This window comes from Curtobacterium sp. PhB142 (genome assembly GCF_004341255.1).
Classification (GTDB): domain Bacteria; phylum Actinomycetota; class Actinomycetes; order Actinomycetales; family Microbacteriaceae; genus Curtobacterium.
Map to the genome: position 1 here is coordinate 1 of NZ_SLUT01000018.1, position 15,561 is coordinate 15,561.

Annotated in this window: 22 protein-coding genes and 1 pseudogene; 11 read left to right on the forward strand and 12 right to left on the reverse strand. The window is 65.5% G+C overall.

Annotated elements, in window-relative coordinates; genetic code table 11:
* From EDF31_RS19480 to EDF31_RS19495, 3 genes are all read right to left on the reverse strand, one after another.
* Positions 1-331, reverse strand: a 331-nt coding sequence (locus tag EDF31_RS19480; RefSeq protein ID WP_131847691.1) for a helix-turn-helix domain-containing protein, incomplete at its 3' end; no start/stop codon positions are given.
* A gap of 21 nt (positions 332-352) precedes the next feature.
* On the reverse strand, positions 353-634 hold the full coding sequence (locus tag EDF31_RS19485; RefSeq protein WP_131847693.1) for a hypothetical protein: 282 nt from the start codon (positions 632-634) through the stop codon (positions 353-355).
* Between the two features lie 373 nt (positions 635-1,007).
* Entirely contained in the window at positions 1,008-2,039 is a 1,032-nt protein-coding gene (locus tag EDF31_RS19495) for a PDDEXK nuclease domain-containing protein (RefSeq protein WP_165901515.1), read from the reverse strand.
* Between the two features lie 106 nt (positions 2,040-2,145).
* On the opposite strand from EDF31_RS19495, the gene EDF31_RS19500 reads away from it, so the two are divergent.
* Together EDF31_RS19500 and EDF31_RS19505 are read left to right on the forward strand one after the other, a co-directional pair.
* Positions 2,146-2,487 (forward strand): Lsr2 family protein, encoded by a 342-nt coding sequence (locus EDF31_RS19500; RefSeq protein WP_131847695.1) that lies wholly within the window; start codon positions 2,146-2,148, stop codon positions 2,485-2,487.
* Between the two features lie 28 nt (positions 2,488-2,515).
* The gene (locus tag EDF31_RS19505) at positions 2,516-2,971 is read left to right on the forward strand and encodes an aromatic ring-opening dioxygenase LigA (protein ID WP_243650175.1); all 456 of its coding nucleotides are present in this window, start codon (positions 2,516-2,518) and stop codon (positions 2,969-2,971) included.
* Between the two features lie 67 nt (positions 2,972-3,038).
* On the opposite strand, the gene EDF31_RS19510 is transcribed toward EDF31_RS19505, so the two are convergent.
* From EDF31_RS19510 to EDF31_RS19520, 3 genes are all read right to left on the reverse strand, one after another.
* Positions 3,039-3,953: a helicase associated domain-containing protein gene (locus EDF31_RS19510; RefSeq protein WP_165901516.1), complete on the reverse strand. Its 915-nt coding sequence runs from the start codon at positions 3,951-3,953 to the stop codon at positions 3,039-3,041.
* Between the two features lie 225 nt (positions 3,954-4,178).
* Complete coding sequence (locus tag EDF31_RS19515; protein WP_131847699.1) at positions 4,179-5,036, reverse strand: 3-hydroxyacyl-CoA dehydrogenase; 858 nt, start codon at positions 5,034-5,036, stop codon at positions 4,179-4,181.
* A gap of 222 nt (positions 5,037-5,258) precedes the next feature.
* The gene (locus EDF31_RS19520; protein ID WP_131847701.1) at positions 5,259-5,603 is read right to left on the reverse strand and encodes an Lsr2 family protein; all 345 of its coding nucleotides are present in this window, start codon (positions 5,601-5,603) and stop codon (positions 5,259-5,261) included.
* Between the two features lie 155 nt (positions 5,604-5,758).
* Here EDF31_RS19520 and EDF31_RS19525 point away from each other — a divergent pair, with 155 nt between their 5' ends.
* Positions 5,759-6,067 (forward strand): DUF4190 domain-containing protein, encoded by a 309-nt coding sequence (locus EDF31_RS19525; protein ID WP_165901517.1) that lies wholly within the window; start codon positions 5,759-5,761, stop codon positions 6,065-6,067.
* An 84-nt stretch (positions 6,068-6,151) separates the two neighbouring features.
* Here EDF31_RS19525 and EDF31_RS19530 read toward each other — a convergent pair whose 3' ends face one another.
* Positions 6,152-6,412: a hypothetical protein gene (locus tag EDF31_RS19530; protein WP_131847705.1), complete on the reverse strand. Its 261-nt coding sequence runs from the start codon at positions 6,410-6,412 to the stop codon at positions 6,152-6,154.
* Between the two features lie 269 nt (positions 6,413-6,681).
* On the opposite strand from EDF31_RS19530, the gene EDF31_RS19535 reads away from it, so the two are divergent.
* On the forward strand, positions 6,682-7,728 hold the full coding sequence (locus EDF31_RS19535) for a hypothetical protein (RefSeq protein ID WP_131973757.1): 1,047 nt from the start codon (positions 6,682-6,684) through the stop codon (positions 7,726-7,728).
* Positions 7,729-7,821: 93 nt separating this feature from the next.
* On the opposite strand, the gene EDF31_RS19540 is transcribed toward EDF31_RS19535, so the two are convergent.
* Positions 7,822-8,112, reverse strand: coding sequence for a DUF4411 family protein (locus tag EDF31_RS19540; protein ID WP_243650180.1), 291 nt, complete (start codon positions 8,110-8,112; stop codon positions 7,822-7,824).
* Here EDF31_RS19540 and EDF31_RS19545 point away from each other — a divergent pair.
* Positions 8,071-8,175: pseudogene (locus tag EDF31_RS19545) on the forward strand (histone-like nucleoid-structuring protein Lsr2); the annotation flags it as partial. The gene EDF31_RS19540 and the pseudogene EDF31_RS19545 overlap by 42 nt on opposite strands.
* 105 nt (positions 8,176-8,280) lie before the next feature.
* Here EDF31_RS19545 and EDF31_RS19550 read toward each other — a convergent pair.
* On the reverse strand, positions 8,281-9,267 hold the full coding sequence (locus tag EDF31_RS19550) for a hypothetical protein (protein ID WP_131847709.1): 987 nt from the start codon (positions 9,265-9,267) through the stop codon (positions 8,281-8,283).
* Positions 9,268-9,490: 223 nt separating this feature from the next.
* Between EDF31_RS19550 and EDF31_RS19555 the strand changes: the two genes are divergently transcribed.
* Positions 9,491-10,153 (forward strand): recombinase family protein, encoded by a 663-nt coding sequence (locus EDF31_RS19555; protein ID WP_243650184.1) that lies wholly within the window; start codon positions 9,491-9,493, stop codon positions 10,151-10,153.
* Between the two features lie 53 nt (positions 10,154-10,206).
* Here the strand turns inward: EDF31_RS19555 and EDF31_RS19560 are convergent, their stop codons facing one another.
* Positions 10,207-10,782, reverse strand: a complete 576-nt coding sequence (locus tag EDF31_RS19560; RefSeq protein ID WP_131847713.1) for a TetR/AcrR family transcriptional regulator — start codon at positions 10,780-10,782, stop codon at positions 10,207-10,209.
* Positions 10,783-10,891: 109 nt separating this feature from the next.
* On the opposite strand from EDF31_RS19560, the gene EDF31_RS19565 reads away from it, so the two are divergent.
* The 5 genes from EDF31_RS19565 (at position 10,892) to EDF31_RS19590 (ending at position 14,237) form a co-directional block, all read left to right on the forward strand.
* Complete coding sequence (locus tag EDF31_RS19565) at positions 10,892-11,314, forward strand: ester cyclase (protein WP_207896308.1); 423 nt, start codon at positions 10,892-10,894, stop codon at positions 11,312-11,314.
* Complete coding sequence (locus EDF31_RS19570) at positions 11,311-11,784, forward strand: DUF1772 domain-containing protein (RefSeq protein ID WP_243650182.1); 474 nt, start codon at positions 11,311-11,313, stop codon at positions 11,782-11,784. The genes EDF31_RS19565 and EDF31_RS19570 overlap by 4 nt, the downstream gene beginning before the upstream one ends.
* Before the next feature lie 1,039 nt (positions 11,785-12,823).
* On the forward strand, positions 12,824-13,309 hold the full coding sequence (locus EDF31_RS19580; protein WP_131847719.1) for a MarR family transcriptional regulator: 486 nt from the start codon (positions 12,824-12,826) through the stop codon (positions 13,307-13,309).
* Between the two features lie 386 nt (positions 13,310-13,695).
* The gene (locus tag EDF31_RS19585; RefSeq protein ID WP_131847721.1) at positions 13,696-13,974 is read left to right on the forward strand and encodes a hypothetical protein; all 279 of its coding nucleotides are present in this window, start codon (positions 13,696-13,698) and stop codon (positions 13,972-13,974) included.
* Complete coding sequence (locus tag EDF31_RS19590; protein ID WP_131847723.1) at positions 13,971-14,237, forward strand: hypothetical protein; 267 nt, start codon at positions 13,971-13,973, stop codon at positions 14,235-14,237. Before EDF31_RS19585 ends, EDF31_RS19590 begins: the two co-directional genes overlap by 4 nt.
* A gap of 85 nt (positions 14,238-14,322) precedes the next feature.
* Here EDF31_RS19590 and EDF31_RS19595 read toward each other — a convergent pair whose 3' ends face one another.
* Positions 14,323-15,264 carry an AraC family transcriptional regulator gene (locus EDF31_RS19595; RefSeq protein WP_165918891.1) on the reverse strand — a complete coding sequence of 314 codons (942 nt, stop codon included), beginning with the start codon at positions 15,262-15,264 and terminating at the stop codon, positions 14,323-14,325.
* A gap of 45 nt (positions 15,265-15,309) precedes the next feature.
* Positions 15,310-15,561 (reverse strand): GntR family transcriptional regulator (locus EDF31_RS19600; RefSeq protein ID WP_131847727.1); only part of this gene is annotated, 252 nt, incomplete at its 5' end.

Here is a 15,561-nt window from a genome sequence, read left to right on the forward strand (position 1 = left end):
GGGCCCGGTAGTAGGCGGAGAACCGGCCGAAGTGCGCAATCCCACTCGCCGCCGCAGCCGTTCCGACCGGCTGATACGGGTTCGCGAGGATCATCTGTCGTGCCCGGTGCAACCGCAGCACCCGGACTACGAGGGAGGGCGGCATCCCCAGGTCCCGCTGGAACGCTTCCTGCAGGCCCCGTTTGCTGTAGCCGCTCGCCGCCGCGATCTCCGGCGCTGTCAGCCGCCCCCGATACCGCGACCCGATACAGACCAACGCCCGAGCCACCGCCGGCTTCTGCGCGCCAACATCGATCCCCACCGCTGCAAGCTCGTCCGACGACGTCGACATGAACCGACCGTAGACCCACGGTCACGGATCGAGGAAGCGTCCTCCGAGGACGGCCGCCGCAGCCGACACGGTTGGCTCGAGGCGGTAGAACGCGCCGACCTCGGTTTCACCGTCGACATCGGTGAGGAAGAACGCTCCGTTCTCGAGAATCACCCGGCCGACGATCCGGTCCGTCAGGCTCTCGATGATGTCCCACTCCGTCTCCGACCGACCCCGCAACCGCAACGCGTTCACACCAACACCCCATCCCTGCCCAGCCGCGCTCTCGGGAACCGGAACAGCATGATGCTCACACACCGTCAACGCCCACCCCGACGGCCCCACCGCGTGCGGACGAAACGAAACCGCGACTACTCCCCGGAGCGGGCAATCATGCCAAGCACACCGCACCTCCCAGAGCACTCCCGTCACCACCGACCCACCCCCACTCCCCGTCATGTACGACATCGCACACGTCCCTGACGGACCGTAACGCGCCGCGAGCACTCGGAGCCAACCCGGCAGCACCACACCGACCGAACCGGATACGCCACCACCACCCGTCCCCACCCTCGAGCAACACCGCCCGAAAGCCGATCCGCTACCGCACAGCCCACGGCCAAGCCGAGCTCCTGCGAGAATCCGGGGTTCCCTCCATGAGACACAGCGGGGAGGCTTCTGGTGCACGCGCTCCTGGTCAGGGCTCGAGGGTGTCGGTCTCCGTCGTCAGTGCAGCTGCGAGGTCGACTTCCGAAGGCAGAGCAGCCCGGACCGCGGGTGGGAGGAGGTCGTAGCTGGCGACACCGATCGGGGTCTGGTGCGCGCCGAGTGAGTACCGGACGACGGCGTCGTTCTTGTCCGCGACCAGCAGCAAGCCGACCGTGTCGGCGTGCTGGGGTCGGCGGAGCTTGTCGTCGACGAGTGCGACGTAGAAGCCGAGCTGGCCGAGGTACTCGGGCTTGAACTTCCCGGTCTTGAGCTCAATCACCACGTACCGGAGCTGCTCGACGTGGAAGAACAACAGGTCGACGTAGAAGTCGTCCCCGTCAACGTCGAAGTGCACCTGCCTGCCCACGAACGCGAACCCCTCGCCGAGCTCGCGGAGGGTGTCGATGATCCGGTCGACTAGTGCCTGCTCGAGGTGGCGTTCCTTCGCGTCGCCGTCGAGGGCGAGGAAGTCCAACACGTACGGGTCCTTCGTGATCTGCTGCGCCAGGTCCGAGTCCCCCGGCGGGAGGACCTCGGCGAAGTTCGTCGGCGCCGCCTGCAGCCGCGTGTGCGCGTCGGAGCGGATCTGGTGCTCGAGCACGTTCCGCGACCACCCGTTCGCTGCAGCCTGGGCGGCGTACCAGTTCCGGAGCTCGTGGTCATCGAGTCGGTCGAGGAGGACGGTGATGTGCCCCCAGGGCAGTTGTCCAACAGGCTGTTGGACAACTGCATCCGCCGGCCACTCCCCCGCGAACCGGCGCATGTAGAACAGGTTCGCCCGCGAGAAGCCCTTCATCTCCGGGAACTCCGCCCGCAGATCCGTCGCGAGCCGGCCAATGACATTGCTCCCCCACCCCTCGTCGCCTTGGCGCTGCAGGATGGTCGCGCCGATCCCCCAGTAGAGGCGAATGAGTTCCGTGTTGACGCGGAGCTGTGCCGTGAAGCGGGCATCGCGCACTTGCTGCTTCAGCTCGGTAAGAGCAGCCGTATACCCGGACACAACCGGCAACGAATCAGACATCACCACCCAGTCTGCCCGACCTAGCGCAGCAAGAACCACGAACAAAGCGTTCTACTGATCAGCTATGCCAGGGTGGAGATGACCCCAAGCGAAAGGCGACCTCATCATGGCGCAGAAAGTCACCACGCACCTCGTTGACGACCTCACCGGCGACACCATCGAAGACGGAACCGGCAAGACCGTGCAGTTCTCGTTCGACGGTGGCAACTACGAGATCGACCTCACCGACGACAACGCCGACGCCCTCCGCGAAGCGCTCTCCGACTACGTTGCCGCCGCACGCAAGGTGACGGGGCGCAGTGGGCGTGGCAGCTCGAGCAGCAAGCCGCGCAGCAACCCCGACGAGCTCGCCAAGATCCGCGAATGGGCCGCCGCGAACGGCCACGACGTATCCTCCCGTGGCCGGATCAGCCAGGCCGTCCGCGACGCCTACACCGCCGCCCACTAACACCCTCAGCGCCCGCAACGGGTGGCACTTGTCCGACACCGCAGAAGGAACTCCCCGTATGACTCGCTCTCGCCGTCAACACGTCCGCACCGTTCGGAACATCGGCACCATCGGTATCCTCGCCGGCGGCATCCTCAGCACCACCGGCGCCGTCGTGTGGGGCCTGATCTCCGCCGAGCTCACCGCGCAGAAGATCACCGTCTCCCCCGACAGCAAGCTCCTCCCCGAACGCCCCGTTCGCGGCCCCCTCACCGCCTACGCGCAAGCCGAGATCATCAACACGCACGCAACCGCGATCAGCGACGGGAAAACCTTCGCCGAACTCCCCCAAGACGACCCGAACCGGGCCGTCATCATGAACGCATCGTTCCTGCGGGCATCTCTGTTCACCTCCGTGGTTTCGTTCGGCACCGCCGCATTCGCCATCGGCCTCGGCCTCGTCACCTCCCTGTTCGGCATCGCCCTCCGCCGCCTCGGGAAGTAACCCCTCAACACAACTCACGGCCGGATCGTCATCACGTGACGATCCGGCCGCATCATTTTCAATGCCGCTACGGCGCAGTTATGTCGATGTGCTCCCTCGGGCAGCTCCAAGCGCCGTTCCATGCGTTGAGCTGCGTGACCCGGTCGGTAGCGAGCCGGTGGTCCCGGTGAAGTTGACGCTGACGGATCAGCCACCGCCCGATCGCAATCCCGTCACTATCGACGACGCGCGCAGCGGGCAGCTCTCCCGCGTGCTGCGTCGACCAGGCCTGGACACGGCGCAGCATCTGGGCGAAGTGCACATCCTCGCGGCGCCGCCGCGCGGGGTCATCTGCCGGGAGGCGGAGCCGCCACACCATCCCGAGTCGTTCGAGCTGCTCCACCCGGGCCGCCAGCAGCGCACCCGTGCGGTACTCGACGCGGCGGGAGTCCACCCACCGCCCCAACTGCAATCCGTCCGCGGTTGTGAACCAGTGCGGCACCGCCAGGTCCCCGTGATCACGGCTGTACTGCGTCAACGCCGCAACGCCGGCATCCCAAGCGGCGTCGCGGTCACGCACCTGCCAAACGAACCCGAGATCCACCAACTCCGGCCACAACCGAACCGTGTTCACCGGATCCTTCGCCCATTGCCGACGTCGGGACTGCACCCACGTCCCTAATGGGAACCCGTCCGCGGTCGTGAACACGTGCGGGACCAACCCATGTCCCTCTGTGCACTGGAATGCCGCGAACGCCGCGATGCCAGTGGTGCGTTCCGACAACGACCAGCGCATCCCGACTGCCTCGAGTCGTTCTCGCCGGTCCGCCGGCAATTCGCCCGCGGCCGCCAACGACCGCTGCCGATGAACCCACGCTCCTAGAGACGCTCCCGCGCCGCGGCAGAACGACCGCGGGATGTCGACGTGCCGGTACTCATCACGGAACGACACCACCGCCGCGAACATGCGCTCCCACCGCACCACCAGCACGTCCACGCTCACGCTCACCATTGTGCCGACCCACGAACGCAAGCGACGCTGGCACATGCTCCAGCCCGCACTCGGTCGACGCTCCCCGAGCAGCAGCCCGCACTCGGGGCGGCTGATCTTCGGCCTGCTGGTCCTCACCGTCGGCGCAGTTGCCGCGGTCGGCCTCCTCCGTGCCCCTATACTCCGGACCGATTAGCGGGCAGCGTGTGGGGCGTGGCTCAGGAAGTGGCGCTTCGTTCAGCGGTACCGGTAGAACCCCTCACCGGATTCGACGCCGTACTTGCCCTTGTCGAGGTACTCCGACTGCAGGTAGGCAGCCCACGCCTGGGCGCCCGCGTCTGGCGAGGCGCTAGCGATGGCGTGGGCTGTCCGCAGGCCCACAATGTCGAAGATCTGGAAAGGGCCGACCGGTGCGCCGGTGCCGATCCGCCAGGTCGTGTCCACGGTCTCCGGGTCGGCGACGCCGCGTGCAACAAGTTGGGATGCTGCGTCGAGGAGCGGAACGAGAAGGGAGTTGAGCACGTAGCCGGGCTGTTCCTTCCGGACTCGGATCGGCACCATGCCGATCTCCTCGGCGAAGGCCGCGACCCGCTCATACACGGCAGGGTCGGTCTGCTCAGTTCCCATTACCTCGGCAGTGTTCTGCCGCCAGACGTGGTTGGCGAAGTGCAAGGCGAGGAACCGGTCCGGTCGCCCAGTGGCGTCGGCGATCGCGCTCGGCAGCAGCGTCGACGAGTTCGTCGCGAACACAGTCTCCTCGGGCGCGACCGCCGCGAGCTGCTGATATACCTCCCGTTTGAGGTCAACACGCTCGGGGACTGCCTCGATCACCAGGCCCGCACGGGCGACCGCCGCCGCGAGATCCGTCGCAAACGCAATCCCGGCCGCAGCGTCTGTGGCCGCATCTCGGTAGTCCTCACCGACATCAGCGACGTACTGCTCAACGATCGCGTCCAAACGCTGTCGTCCCGCGGCGACGGCATCATCGTCGATGTCGTAAAGCGTGACCGGGACGCCGTGCATGGCGGTCTGGAACGCGATCTGGGATCCGAGGACACCGGCACCGAGAACGGTCACCGCACTGAAAGTCGTCATGTCAGCAGTGTCGCACCGCAGTCGGAGAAGACCACCGGGCCCGGGCAACCTCCAGTGCACAGCACCTGGCCGGCGCGCCAAACACAGAGCTCGTGGTCGTAGAGCCAGTTGTGAAGATGGTGATGTCCTCAAGCGCGGCTGCCCAGCAGCTTTTTGGACGACTGCTTCCGCGGAGCAACGGAGTCGAAGACGTCAGGCGTAACCAGAGCAGAGCAGGCTTTGCTAGTGAGCGGCGTCGTACGCGTCCTTCACGGCCTGACTGATCCGGCCCCGCGGCGCCACCTCGTGGCCGTTCGCTGCCGCCCATTCCCGGATCTTCGCCAATTCGTCCGGACTGCTGCGCTGCGTGGTGCCGAATCCGCGGCCACCGCGGCCACCGCGGCTGGAGACTTTCCGAGCGGCGGCGACGTAGTCCGAGAACGCTTCGCGCAGTTGCTCCACGTTGTCGTCGGACAGATCGATCTCGTAATGGCTGCCATCGAACGAGAAGGTCACGTTCTTCCCGCCGTGCTCGATGATGTCGCCGGTGAGGTCGTCAACGAGGTGAGTGGTGACTTTCTGTGCCATGCCCTCTTGTGTAGCACTCCGGTGCGAAAACACGATGTGCACGACAGCCACAGAACCGCCATGCTATGACTCGCGCAAGGCCCTGCGCCCTCGACATTCCGCCGTTCTCAGACGGTGGAGATCGTGGATATCCCATCATGAAAGGACGCGACGCGATGAGCGACGCCACGCCCTCCCAGCCCAACCCCTACAACAGCAACGCCCAGCCCTACCAGCAGTCGCCAGGTCAGTCGGACCGGTACAGCGTGCTCGCGATCGTCGGCTTCATCCTCGCGTTCGTGATCAGTATTGGCGGGCTGGTCGTGTCGATCATCGCGCTCACGCAGATCAAGCGCACCGGTGAACGCGGCCGCGGGCTCGCTCTCGCCGGCATCATCATCAGCGCCCTGTCGATCGTGCTGTCCATCGTCTTCGGGATCGTCATCTTCGCCGCCGCCGCGAACGCACCGTCCTACAGCTACTGAACCGACAACATCAGCAAGGCCCCACAACAGCTCACCGCTGCGCCAGGCACCCTTGGCGTGACGGTGAGCTGTTCTGCGGGCGGATTACTTCGGCGGTGACCAGCTGCGCCCGAACGCACGCATCAGCACGACACCCCAGTCAGCATCGGTGATTGTGCCCGTTGAGGTGTCCGTGCTGAACGTGCCGCCCTCGTAATGCAGTGGCGGCTGCCCCACCAGGTGCGCGCCGAGCTGCTCAGTGACGTGCCACGTCTTCCGCGCCGTCTGCGACGGCACCAACTCGAGCTGCAGCCGGTGGCCGTGCACCGAGACCGTGTACGGAAGCTGCGGGATACGAGGCGACATGCGCACAGTCCACCCCCCCCAGCCCCAAACCCCCGCAGACACGCGCGCCCGCGCCCTCGCAGCGTGAACCGTCTGCTGCCTCGAAACTAATCACCTACTGCCGGCGGGTCAGTTCCGATAATAGTTCTTCTCGGAACGTCTTGGCGGGGGTGGAAGCGACCAGCCGGCACCGGGTTACGGAATGTCGGCGGTTGTCGGGACGGTGAAGCATGCCTTCAGCAGACACCTCAGTTGATGAACCCGAGAGCCTCCCGATCCCCCGACGAGCCGTGTACGCCATCACTTTGAGCTTCCTGGTCGGCATCTTTTGGATTGGGGGCATGATCGCGGGCAGCCTCCCCGACCAGAGCCGATCGTCAACACCGACGTTTACGTGGATGCCGGAGTGGGGCGTCGCACTAGGCGACACCACGGTGAATGCGTCGCTCACGTACTCCACGGTCACGCTGGTGCTCTACGGCATCTCCATCGGCGGGCAAGCCGCGTTCACCGACAGTGAGCACCGCCGCAGGATCCGTCGGAGCGTCGGAGCATTCGGCGTCCTCCTTGCGGCATCAGCGCTCACACTCGGGACGTTCGCAGTCGCGGCGACCTTCGTTAATCCACACCGTCTGCCGGCGTTGGTCGTGGTGATTCCGATGGTGATCCTCTGCTGGGTGCTCGGCCTCGAGGTCGGCCGCTTCATCGTCCCCGCCCACCATGTTCAACTCGGCGCCGCACGTCAGGCAAGAGACATCACCGTTCAGCGTCTCGGTGCGCTTCCGCGACCAAGCAAAAACATCTGGACCGCCCACTTGGTCACCATCGGCTACGGCGTCGTCGCCGGGATCGTGACCGGGTGCGTCGTGCAACTCATCGTCGGGCGAGGCTTCATGGCTGGGTTCCTCGTCGGAGTGATCGGTACGTCAGCCGGACTGCTGATGCTTCTGCAGATCAACGCCGGCACCATCGAAGCCCCGACCCGTGCAAGCCGGCTCTGGACTCGCGGACTCTCGTTCGCAGGTTACGTTGCCCTTGTGCTCCTCGTGAACACCGGGCTCGCGATCGCGGCACCAGCAGCGACATACGGCTTGCTCGCCGTCACCATCGGTGAGCTACTGCTGCCGGCCCTGTTCCACCGTCCGCCCGCTCGACTGCCCCAGTGGGTGGTCGAACTCTCCTTGTCAGGGGCGATCGCACGCGTCGCCGCAGACGACCTCACGCGGGGCCTGAAGACCACGCAACGCCGCATCGACGACCTCGAGGCGCTGCAACACGGGAAACGCAGCATGTCTCTGCGTGCACGGGTCGCCGCAGCTCTCCGTGCGCTGCGCTAGATCCCACCCTGGAGGCGACGCCTTCGTTCGGCTCCGCGCTCCGCTTCCCAGTCAGTCGTCGACGCCCGGTGCAACGAGAGCCATCGTCAGCCGCTAAGCGGCGTCGAGCGCCAGCCGAACGGATCGGGAGCGCAGCATCTCGAAGGTCGTGCAGTAGGGCACACCGAGAGCCTCGCACGCATTCGGGATCAAGATTCGTTTGCGGGCGTTTGCTTGGTAGATCTCGTGCGTAACGACGGTATGGCCATGGGCAGCGGCGTGGGCGACCAGGTAGTAGTCAGCCACGTCCAGGAACTCGTCAACCGCAGCTTGCGTGAACTGGCCGCCGTTGGCCCAAACCGCGAGCTCGCGAAGATCCGCGAGTGGGCCAACGCGAACGGCCACGATGTCTCCTCGCGTGGCCGTATCAGTCAGGCCGTCCGTGACGCGTACGACGCCACACATTGAGGCCACTCCCCCAGGCACAGAATAGCCGGCCACCACTCGGGTGGCCGGCTATTCTCGTCCATGGCCGATACCGCGCTCTTATGTCAACGCTCGAGGCTCTCACTTTCAGCAATCAACGCGATTTTTTTCGGACTGCCATACTCGGAAGACTGATTTGCTGAAACTGGCAGGGCTGCAAATTTTCTCGGACTCGATCTTTGCCGGATCGAGATACTCGCCGTACCGAACTTCCCTGTCGATAAAGAGAGGCCGCTCGGTCGAGCCAACCAGGTAACCAACTTTCGAAGCACCCGAATACTCCATCAGGACCAACGGAGCGAACGCAAGCGGCGTAGTGAAGAGCTGCGCAGCATAGATTCCTAGGCTGACAGCGAATACCGAGGCGATCCGTCCGAAGCTAGTGCGGGGCTGGGCGCTCTTTATGACCGATTGACGCTTGAGAACATCGCGCTCTACATCTGATTCGGAACGGTGTAGAAACGGTCGTGGTAGCGCACGCGGGATGACCCCAACATCCAATATCCCTTTCCGCTTGAGGATCCATCGCCCTTCCAGCCAGAGGGCCCTGAGCACAGTGTCAGTCGGGGCAACGTCACCGCAGAGCCACTGACGAGTAGTTACCGAAACTGCCGGCTGCTCTGCTCGCTCAGAACGCCAATAGATGTACACGGATACCAGGAGGATTGCGAAGAAGCTCCAAGAGAGAGCGAACGCGCTTGAGCTAACAACGATCCAAAGGCCGACCCCAACCCAGTGGCGAACTTGGGGCGACAAGCCCTTTTGTCCATACATTGTCGCTAGTGCATTACCGGTACCAATCAAAAAAAGGTTAATCAGACTCACGAGCATGATAATAGCCAGTGATGAAAGGGGTAAGGATAGGAGAATGGCCAATGAAAGGTTGACGTCGCCTTTAACCCTGTAGAGAACATTTATAACCAGAACTAGAGTTCCGGCAGCCGGGACGATTCCAATTGCTCCAGCATAAATGTGCCGCGCAATTGCCGCCTTTGCTTTACTTTCTTCAAATAAATCTCTTGCCGTCTGGTCGTTGAGCTTTGGTGGGAATAGGTTTCGGTAAACCTTTTTCACGCGAGCAGCATGTCCACGTCGGAACCACCCAGCCAAGTCAATCCCCCATCTAGACACGTCCTGCTAATCAGGGGCGTTCCCATATTGTCGCACCGAAGGTACCTCCGAGTGGCAGTCAGAGTCGACGGCATGGTTCAGCTGAGCTACATCCCGCTGTCGCGCTGAGGTATACCCCAGCGCAACATTGGCTCGGGAGGTCGAAACGCGTGGTTCTGAGGTGCCGATTCGTCTTTTTGCTACAGGAGTGTGCGAGGGTCTAGGGGTGGTGCAACACAAAACGCAGATTATCGCCTACGTTCGGGTGAGCTCGATCGATCAGAACCTCGACCGGCAGCTCGAGGCGATCGGGGACGTCGATCGAGTGTTCGAGGAGAAGATTTCCGGCGGCGCACGCATCGATCGCTTTGCCCTGGCCGACTGCATCGGATACGTCCGCGACGGCGATGTCGTCCGGGTCGCATCCATGGACCGGCTCGCCCGCTCCCTCGGTGACCTGCGTGACATCGTCGACGAGATCACCGCCAAGGGCGCCTCGGTCGAGTTCGTCAAGGAACAGCAGACCTACAGCCGCGACACCGACGACGCGATCGGCCGACTCATGCTCAATCTCCTCGGCGCGTTCGCCGAGTTCGAACGCACCCTCATCCGCGAACGCCAACGCGAGGGAATCCGCATCGCCAAAGCGGCCGGGAAGTACAAGGGCCGTTCCCGGAAGCTCACTGACGACCAGATCACCGAAGCTCGCCGGCTCATCGGGACCGGTGTTCCGAAGACCACCGTCGCGCGCGGCCTCAACATCGATCGCACCACCCTCTATCGGATGCTCGCCACGCCCCGCACACCTGCTGCCACCGACGCAGCCGCAGGAGACGTCGCCAGCGTGTAGCGCCTGCTGCCCCCGGATTGGAGGCTTGATCGGACGATGTTTTCCCGTCGGCGTCAGACTTCGGCGGAGGAGAGCCCATCGACGACGAGATCGATGCGGTCCGCGCGACGCCCCGCGCGCAGCCGCCCGCCGCGGTCGAGGACGACCAGGCCGTGCAGAGCCGACCACAGGGTCTCGGTGAGGAGTTCGGACGCGTCGTCATCGGAGCTCGGCGCGAGGGCACCCCGCAGTTCGGCGAACGCGGCGGACAGTTCCGGCACGGAGTCGGAGCCGAAGGACAGCCGTGTGGTGCGGCTGAACATCGCGTCGTAGAGCGCGGGTGCGGCGGTCGCAAATGCGCAATAGCGGTGGGCGACGGCGCGCACCGCATCCCCCGAGGCGGCCGACTCCCGCGCCACGCGCAGGGCATCGGCCAGCTCGGTGAACCCCTCGAGTGCTACGGATTTGGTGATCTCGTCGAGCGAGGCGAAGTGTTTGTAGATGACGGGTTGGCTGTACTCGATCTCGGTCGAGAGACGCCGGGTCGTCACCGCTTCCCACCCCTCTTTCTCGGCGATGGCGCGAGCGGAGGAGGTGATGAGACGGCGGCGGTCGGCGCGCTCGCGCTCGCGCCGTTCGGCGATGGTCATACCGAATGTTAGCGCCGCTAGTGACGCGAGCGCCACTCTTGATTTGTCGGCGCCGAAGCGTTAGCGTTGCTAGTGGTTAGCATCGCTAGCCATTAGAGAGGATCGCATCATGGAGCACCGCGCACTCGTCGAGACCTACCTCGAGATGCTGAACGCGCACGACCCCGACCTTGTCGACCGCTTCCTCGCGGAGGATTACGTCAACCACAACGTCGTCGTCGCCGACGGCCGCGAGGCCAACCGCGCTTTCTGGGCCATGTTCTTCGCCGGGTTGCCGGACGTCACCGCGACGATGGAGGACATCATCGTGGCGGGAGACCGCGTCGTCGGCCGCTTCGTCTACCGGGGCACGCACCAGGGTGAGCTGATGGGGATCCCGGCCACCGGCGCGACGGTCGAGATGCGGAGCATCGACATCTGGCGCGTCGAGGACGGCCTGCTCGCAGAGCACTGGGACGAGCTCAATTTGATGGAGGTCTTCCAGCAGGTCGGCGTGCTGCCGCGCCTCGACGGCGGGGCGGCCCGCTCGTGACCGGTGCCGCGTGGGCCACCGGTCTCGTGACCCTCCTCGGGATCGGGGTCGTCTTCGGTACCGACGCCTTCTGCGCGCTCGTGATGCGGCCCGCGCTCGCCCGCGTGGACGAAGCGTCCCTCACGTCGGTGATGGGGAACGTGCACCGCTACGGCGACGTGCGGATGCCCGCGCCCGGGGTCGCTGGCCTCGTCGGATCCGCCGTCGTCGCCGTGCTCGCCGCTCTCGCCGACCGTGGCAGCGCCGCCGTGCTTGCGGGGATCGCCCTCGTTCTGCTGGTCGTGTGGCTCGTGCTCTACGCGCGGATCAGCGCGCCAATCAACCGCCGGCTGACCGCCGCCGCCGACCGAGGCGAGACGCCCGCCGACGCGCGGGCGCTGCAGGCCGGCTGGGACCGGATCATCGTGCTCCGCGCGGCCCTGCAGGGTGCCGCGCTCCTCGGCATCGCGGCCGCGCTCGTCCTGCTCTGACCACCCCACCGCCATCATCTCAAACAGCCCATTGCCATCACGACGCGGAGGATCCGCCAGGCTCGTCGACCCGCATGACCCGCATGACCCGCCGACGCCGGCACCACGCCGGGCTCGGAGGTCGGAGGTCGAGGGAGCAGACCGTGCACTTGACGCGCTCACGCGACGTGCGGGCTCGCGCCGCCGGAGTCGCCGATGCCGTCGATCCGCACGGTCGGACAGAGCGATCGCGTCTTCTCGCATAGAGAGACCCAAGATGCCTGGAGACGGATCGACCGCAGGACGGCATTTGACCAGCCGGCACGGCACGGCCCACCTCCCCGGTTACTCCCCCTGGGTGAGGAGGCCCGGATTCACTTGATCGACGCAAAACCTTCTTCGGAGGTGTTCCCCGTGTACCTGTCTCTGTCGTCTCCGCAAGCTGTCCGGTTCCTTGTCCTGATCCGGGTGGGGCGAGGTCTCAAACCCTCCGCCCGAATCGCTGGCATCGGCAAGGAGACCGGGTACCGGTTCCTGCGCGAGCGGTATCTGCAGCTGCACCGTTCCGGTTCTGATCCTGCAGCTGCGTTGACCATCGTCGGTGTGACGAGCAGTCGCGTGGCTTCCTGGGAAGCGAACGTCGACGAGGCTGCGCCGCGGAACCCTAGCCGCGGACCGGGCGGAACGTTGTTCCTGAGTCGGCGTCGTCGTGCGCGTCAACGAGGACTCCGACGAGTGTCGTAGCGCGAGGGCACCTGCCCCCTGACCCGAACCCGGGCAGGTGCCCTCTCTCCGATTGTGTCTACGCCCCTTCTAGGCAGAGTCATTTTCGGATGTCGATATCTTGCGCCCAGGGGATAGTGCTGAGACATGATCAGGTGCCTGGCGAGGCCGCCCATAGATGCTCCCGGCATGGATAGCCATCGACGGCCGGTCGGAAATGGGCCGCCGCGGCGGGGTACGACTCAACCCGAATGCCTGTCTACGCCTTGGCTGCCAGACTGAACGGTAGACAGAGTGCGCGCAGGCGCGATCGGTGAGTTTGCTGCTGGAGGTTGTGATGGCTGAGGACGGTGAACGGGTTCCGGGTGGGGTGCTGTTGCTGGCATCGGTGAACCGGCTCCGCGTCGCCGAGACAATGCTGCAGAACCGGGCACGCGGGCGAATGGGGCTGAAAGCGAACGACTTCCAGACGGTGCAGTTCCTCGCCGCCCGGGAAGCCGCCGACGCCCCTGCACGTGCAGCGGACCTCGCCGAAACGCTCGGTGTCAGCAGCGCCGCGGCAACCATGACCATCGACCGGCTCGTTGGACGAGGCTTCGCGGTCCGTGAACCCGACCCCGACGATCGTCGCTCCCGCATCGTGCGCCTCACCACAGCGGGACAGCACAGCCTCACTGGAGCATACGAAGACCTCCCCGCAGCTGTGCAGGAACTCCTTGACGCGGTCCCCGCCGAAGAAGCGGAACGCATCGCCGCACTCGCGACCGCTGTGCAGGAGGTCGTGGACCGCACCGCGACGAACAGCAGCACCCCGACTGAGTGACCAGATAACGCTTCTAGTTAAGGAAGTTAGACGCCAGGCGTGCGGGTTCGTAGCCTGATTGATGTCAGGACCCTCGCGCCCCGTCGCGACGACGCCGGCGGCTTGCCCGGCAGCACGATCGGGGTCGCGCCTGACCAGTCGCCATGGCCAGTCTCGCCACGGGAAAGGCCGCTCGGCATGACGCCCACCCTCGTTTCATCTGCTGCTGCACCTGTTCCCGCGCCCCGCGCGGACCTTCTCTTCACCGCACACCCCGGCACACAACGATCACCGATGACCGGGGTGCGGCACACACACCAGAACCGCCACGTCGCAGTCATCGCAGTCACAACCGGGCTTATCTCAGTGACCATCGCGACGGTGGCCATCGTGCTCGCGAGCGCCTGGTGAGCGCCGACGCGACACTGCCACCCACCGAGCCGATCGACATGGGCCCGCTCCTCCAAGAGCCCACGGTGACGCCCTCAGACGAAGTCGGTCCGCGGGCAGACCCGCAGCAGTGGCATCACCGCGGACTCCTCACCCCGGCTGAGATCCACGCGATCGTCGTCGCGCGCGTCAACGACCTCCCCACCATCGTCACAACCACCCCAGCAACAAGCGACGAGCTGATTCCCCCGACCGAGCCGACCTACAGTGACTTCCTCAGAAAGCCCCGCGCATGAGCATCCTGCTGCACCACCCCAAGACCTCCCCCGCCTTGAGCGTCGCCGATCTCCCGACCGTGCTGCGGTGGGCTGCCGCAGATGAGGGCTTCTGGGTCGCCGACAACGACGGCGCGTTCGCCGGCACCATCGACCAGCACGGACGGCACTTCTTCGTCCGCAACGGCTTCGGCGAGTACCTCGGCGACTACCACGCCCTCACCGCAGCGCAAACCGCACTCGACACCCACACCGAGAACAGCCACGCAGAGCCGCCGTGCTGAGCATTCCGGATGGACTCACCGACGCCCAGCGGACGGTGTTCTACCGCCGCGTCGCGCTGAACGCAGAGCTGCACGATTGCGCCACTTACGCAACCCGTTCGGCGGCGGCGCGGAGCACGTTGCGCGGGAGCTCGCCGAACTCGGCCTGGTAAGCGCTCGCGAACCGGCCGAGATGCAGCAACCCGACCGATCGGGCAACCGCGGCCACGGACTCCGCTTCCCCCGATTCAAGTTGTTCCCGCGCCAGGAGCAGCCGAATGCCCTTGAGGTAGAACAGCGGAGACACACCGTGAACACGCTGGAACGCACCCTGCAGCCCGCGGACGCTGAGCCCCGCGGCCGCAGCGACGTCGTCGACGGTGACCCGCTCCGTGACATGGTCAAGGAGGAACGCTTCTGCTTTCGCCAACCGTGTCCGCGCCGGCTCTTCCCGGCCGTGCCCGACCGGCCAATGTGGGACCGCCGTCAGTAACCCGGCGGCGGCGAACTGGGTCAGCTCCCGTTCTCGTTCCGCCGAAACCGGACCGACACGGCCGAGGATCTCCGGAGCGATCGCGCGCACGACCAGCCACCATGCCGCAAGCGGCGCCCCCTCGGGTACGTGGTGTGGCTTGAACTCCAGAGGCGCCTGATTCCAGCCACCACGCTCCGCAGCAACCCGTTCGACCGTGTCTCGATCGATCCGCATGACGTCTTTCTGGAACCCATCCCACCGGAACGACTGCCGGCCCTCCCGGTACAGCACCGGACGGCCGATCAGCAGCCGATCCCCATCGACCGCACCGCGGCCCGCTTTCAGCCACGTCACGACGACAGCGTCGTCAGTTTCCACCTCGCCGCGCACGGTCCCGGTGCACAGCATCGATTCCAGCGACAGCAGCCCCGTCCCGGTGACCGTCTCCTCGAACGTGAACGGCGCACCGTCCGCAGCGACCTCAAGCCCGAACGTGCGATGCGTTCGCGCAACAGCCTTCCGCGCCACCGCAACGTCTCGAGTCCGCACAACTACCCGGGTCCGCTCCACCATCGCCTCATCCACAAGACCGATTCTCCCTACTGCCTACGCCGTCGGCTACCCAGCCGTCACTGACCACACCGATGGTCGGTCGTCAGGTGCGGTGAAGAAGTCGCGGTAGCGAACCGGGCCGGCGATGAAGTAGCCATCACCGGGCATCGACCGCACCACACCGTCGACGATCAGTGCCCGATACGCGTTCAGGATCGTATGGATGCTCAACCCGGACGTCACCGCGGCGACCCGGTACGGCGGCAACTGATCACCCTCCAGAAGGACACCATCGGCGATGGCGTCTCGGATGAGCTG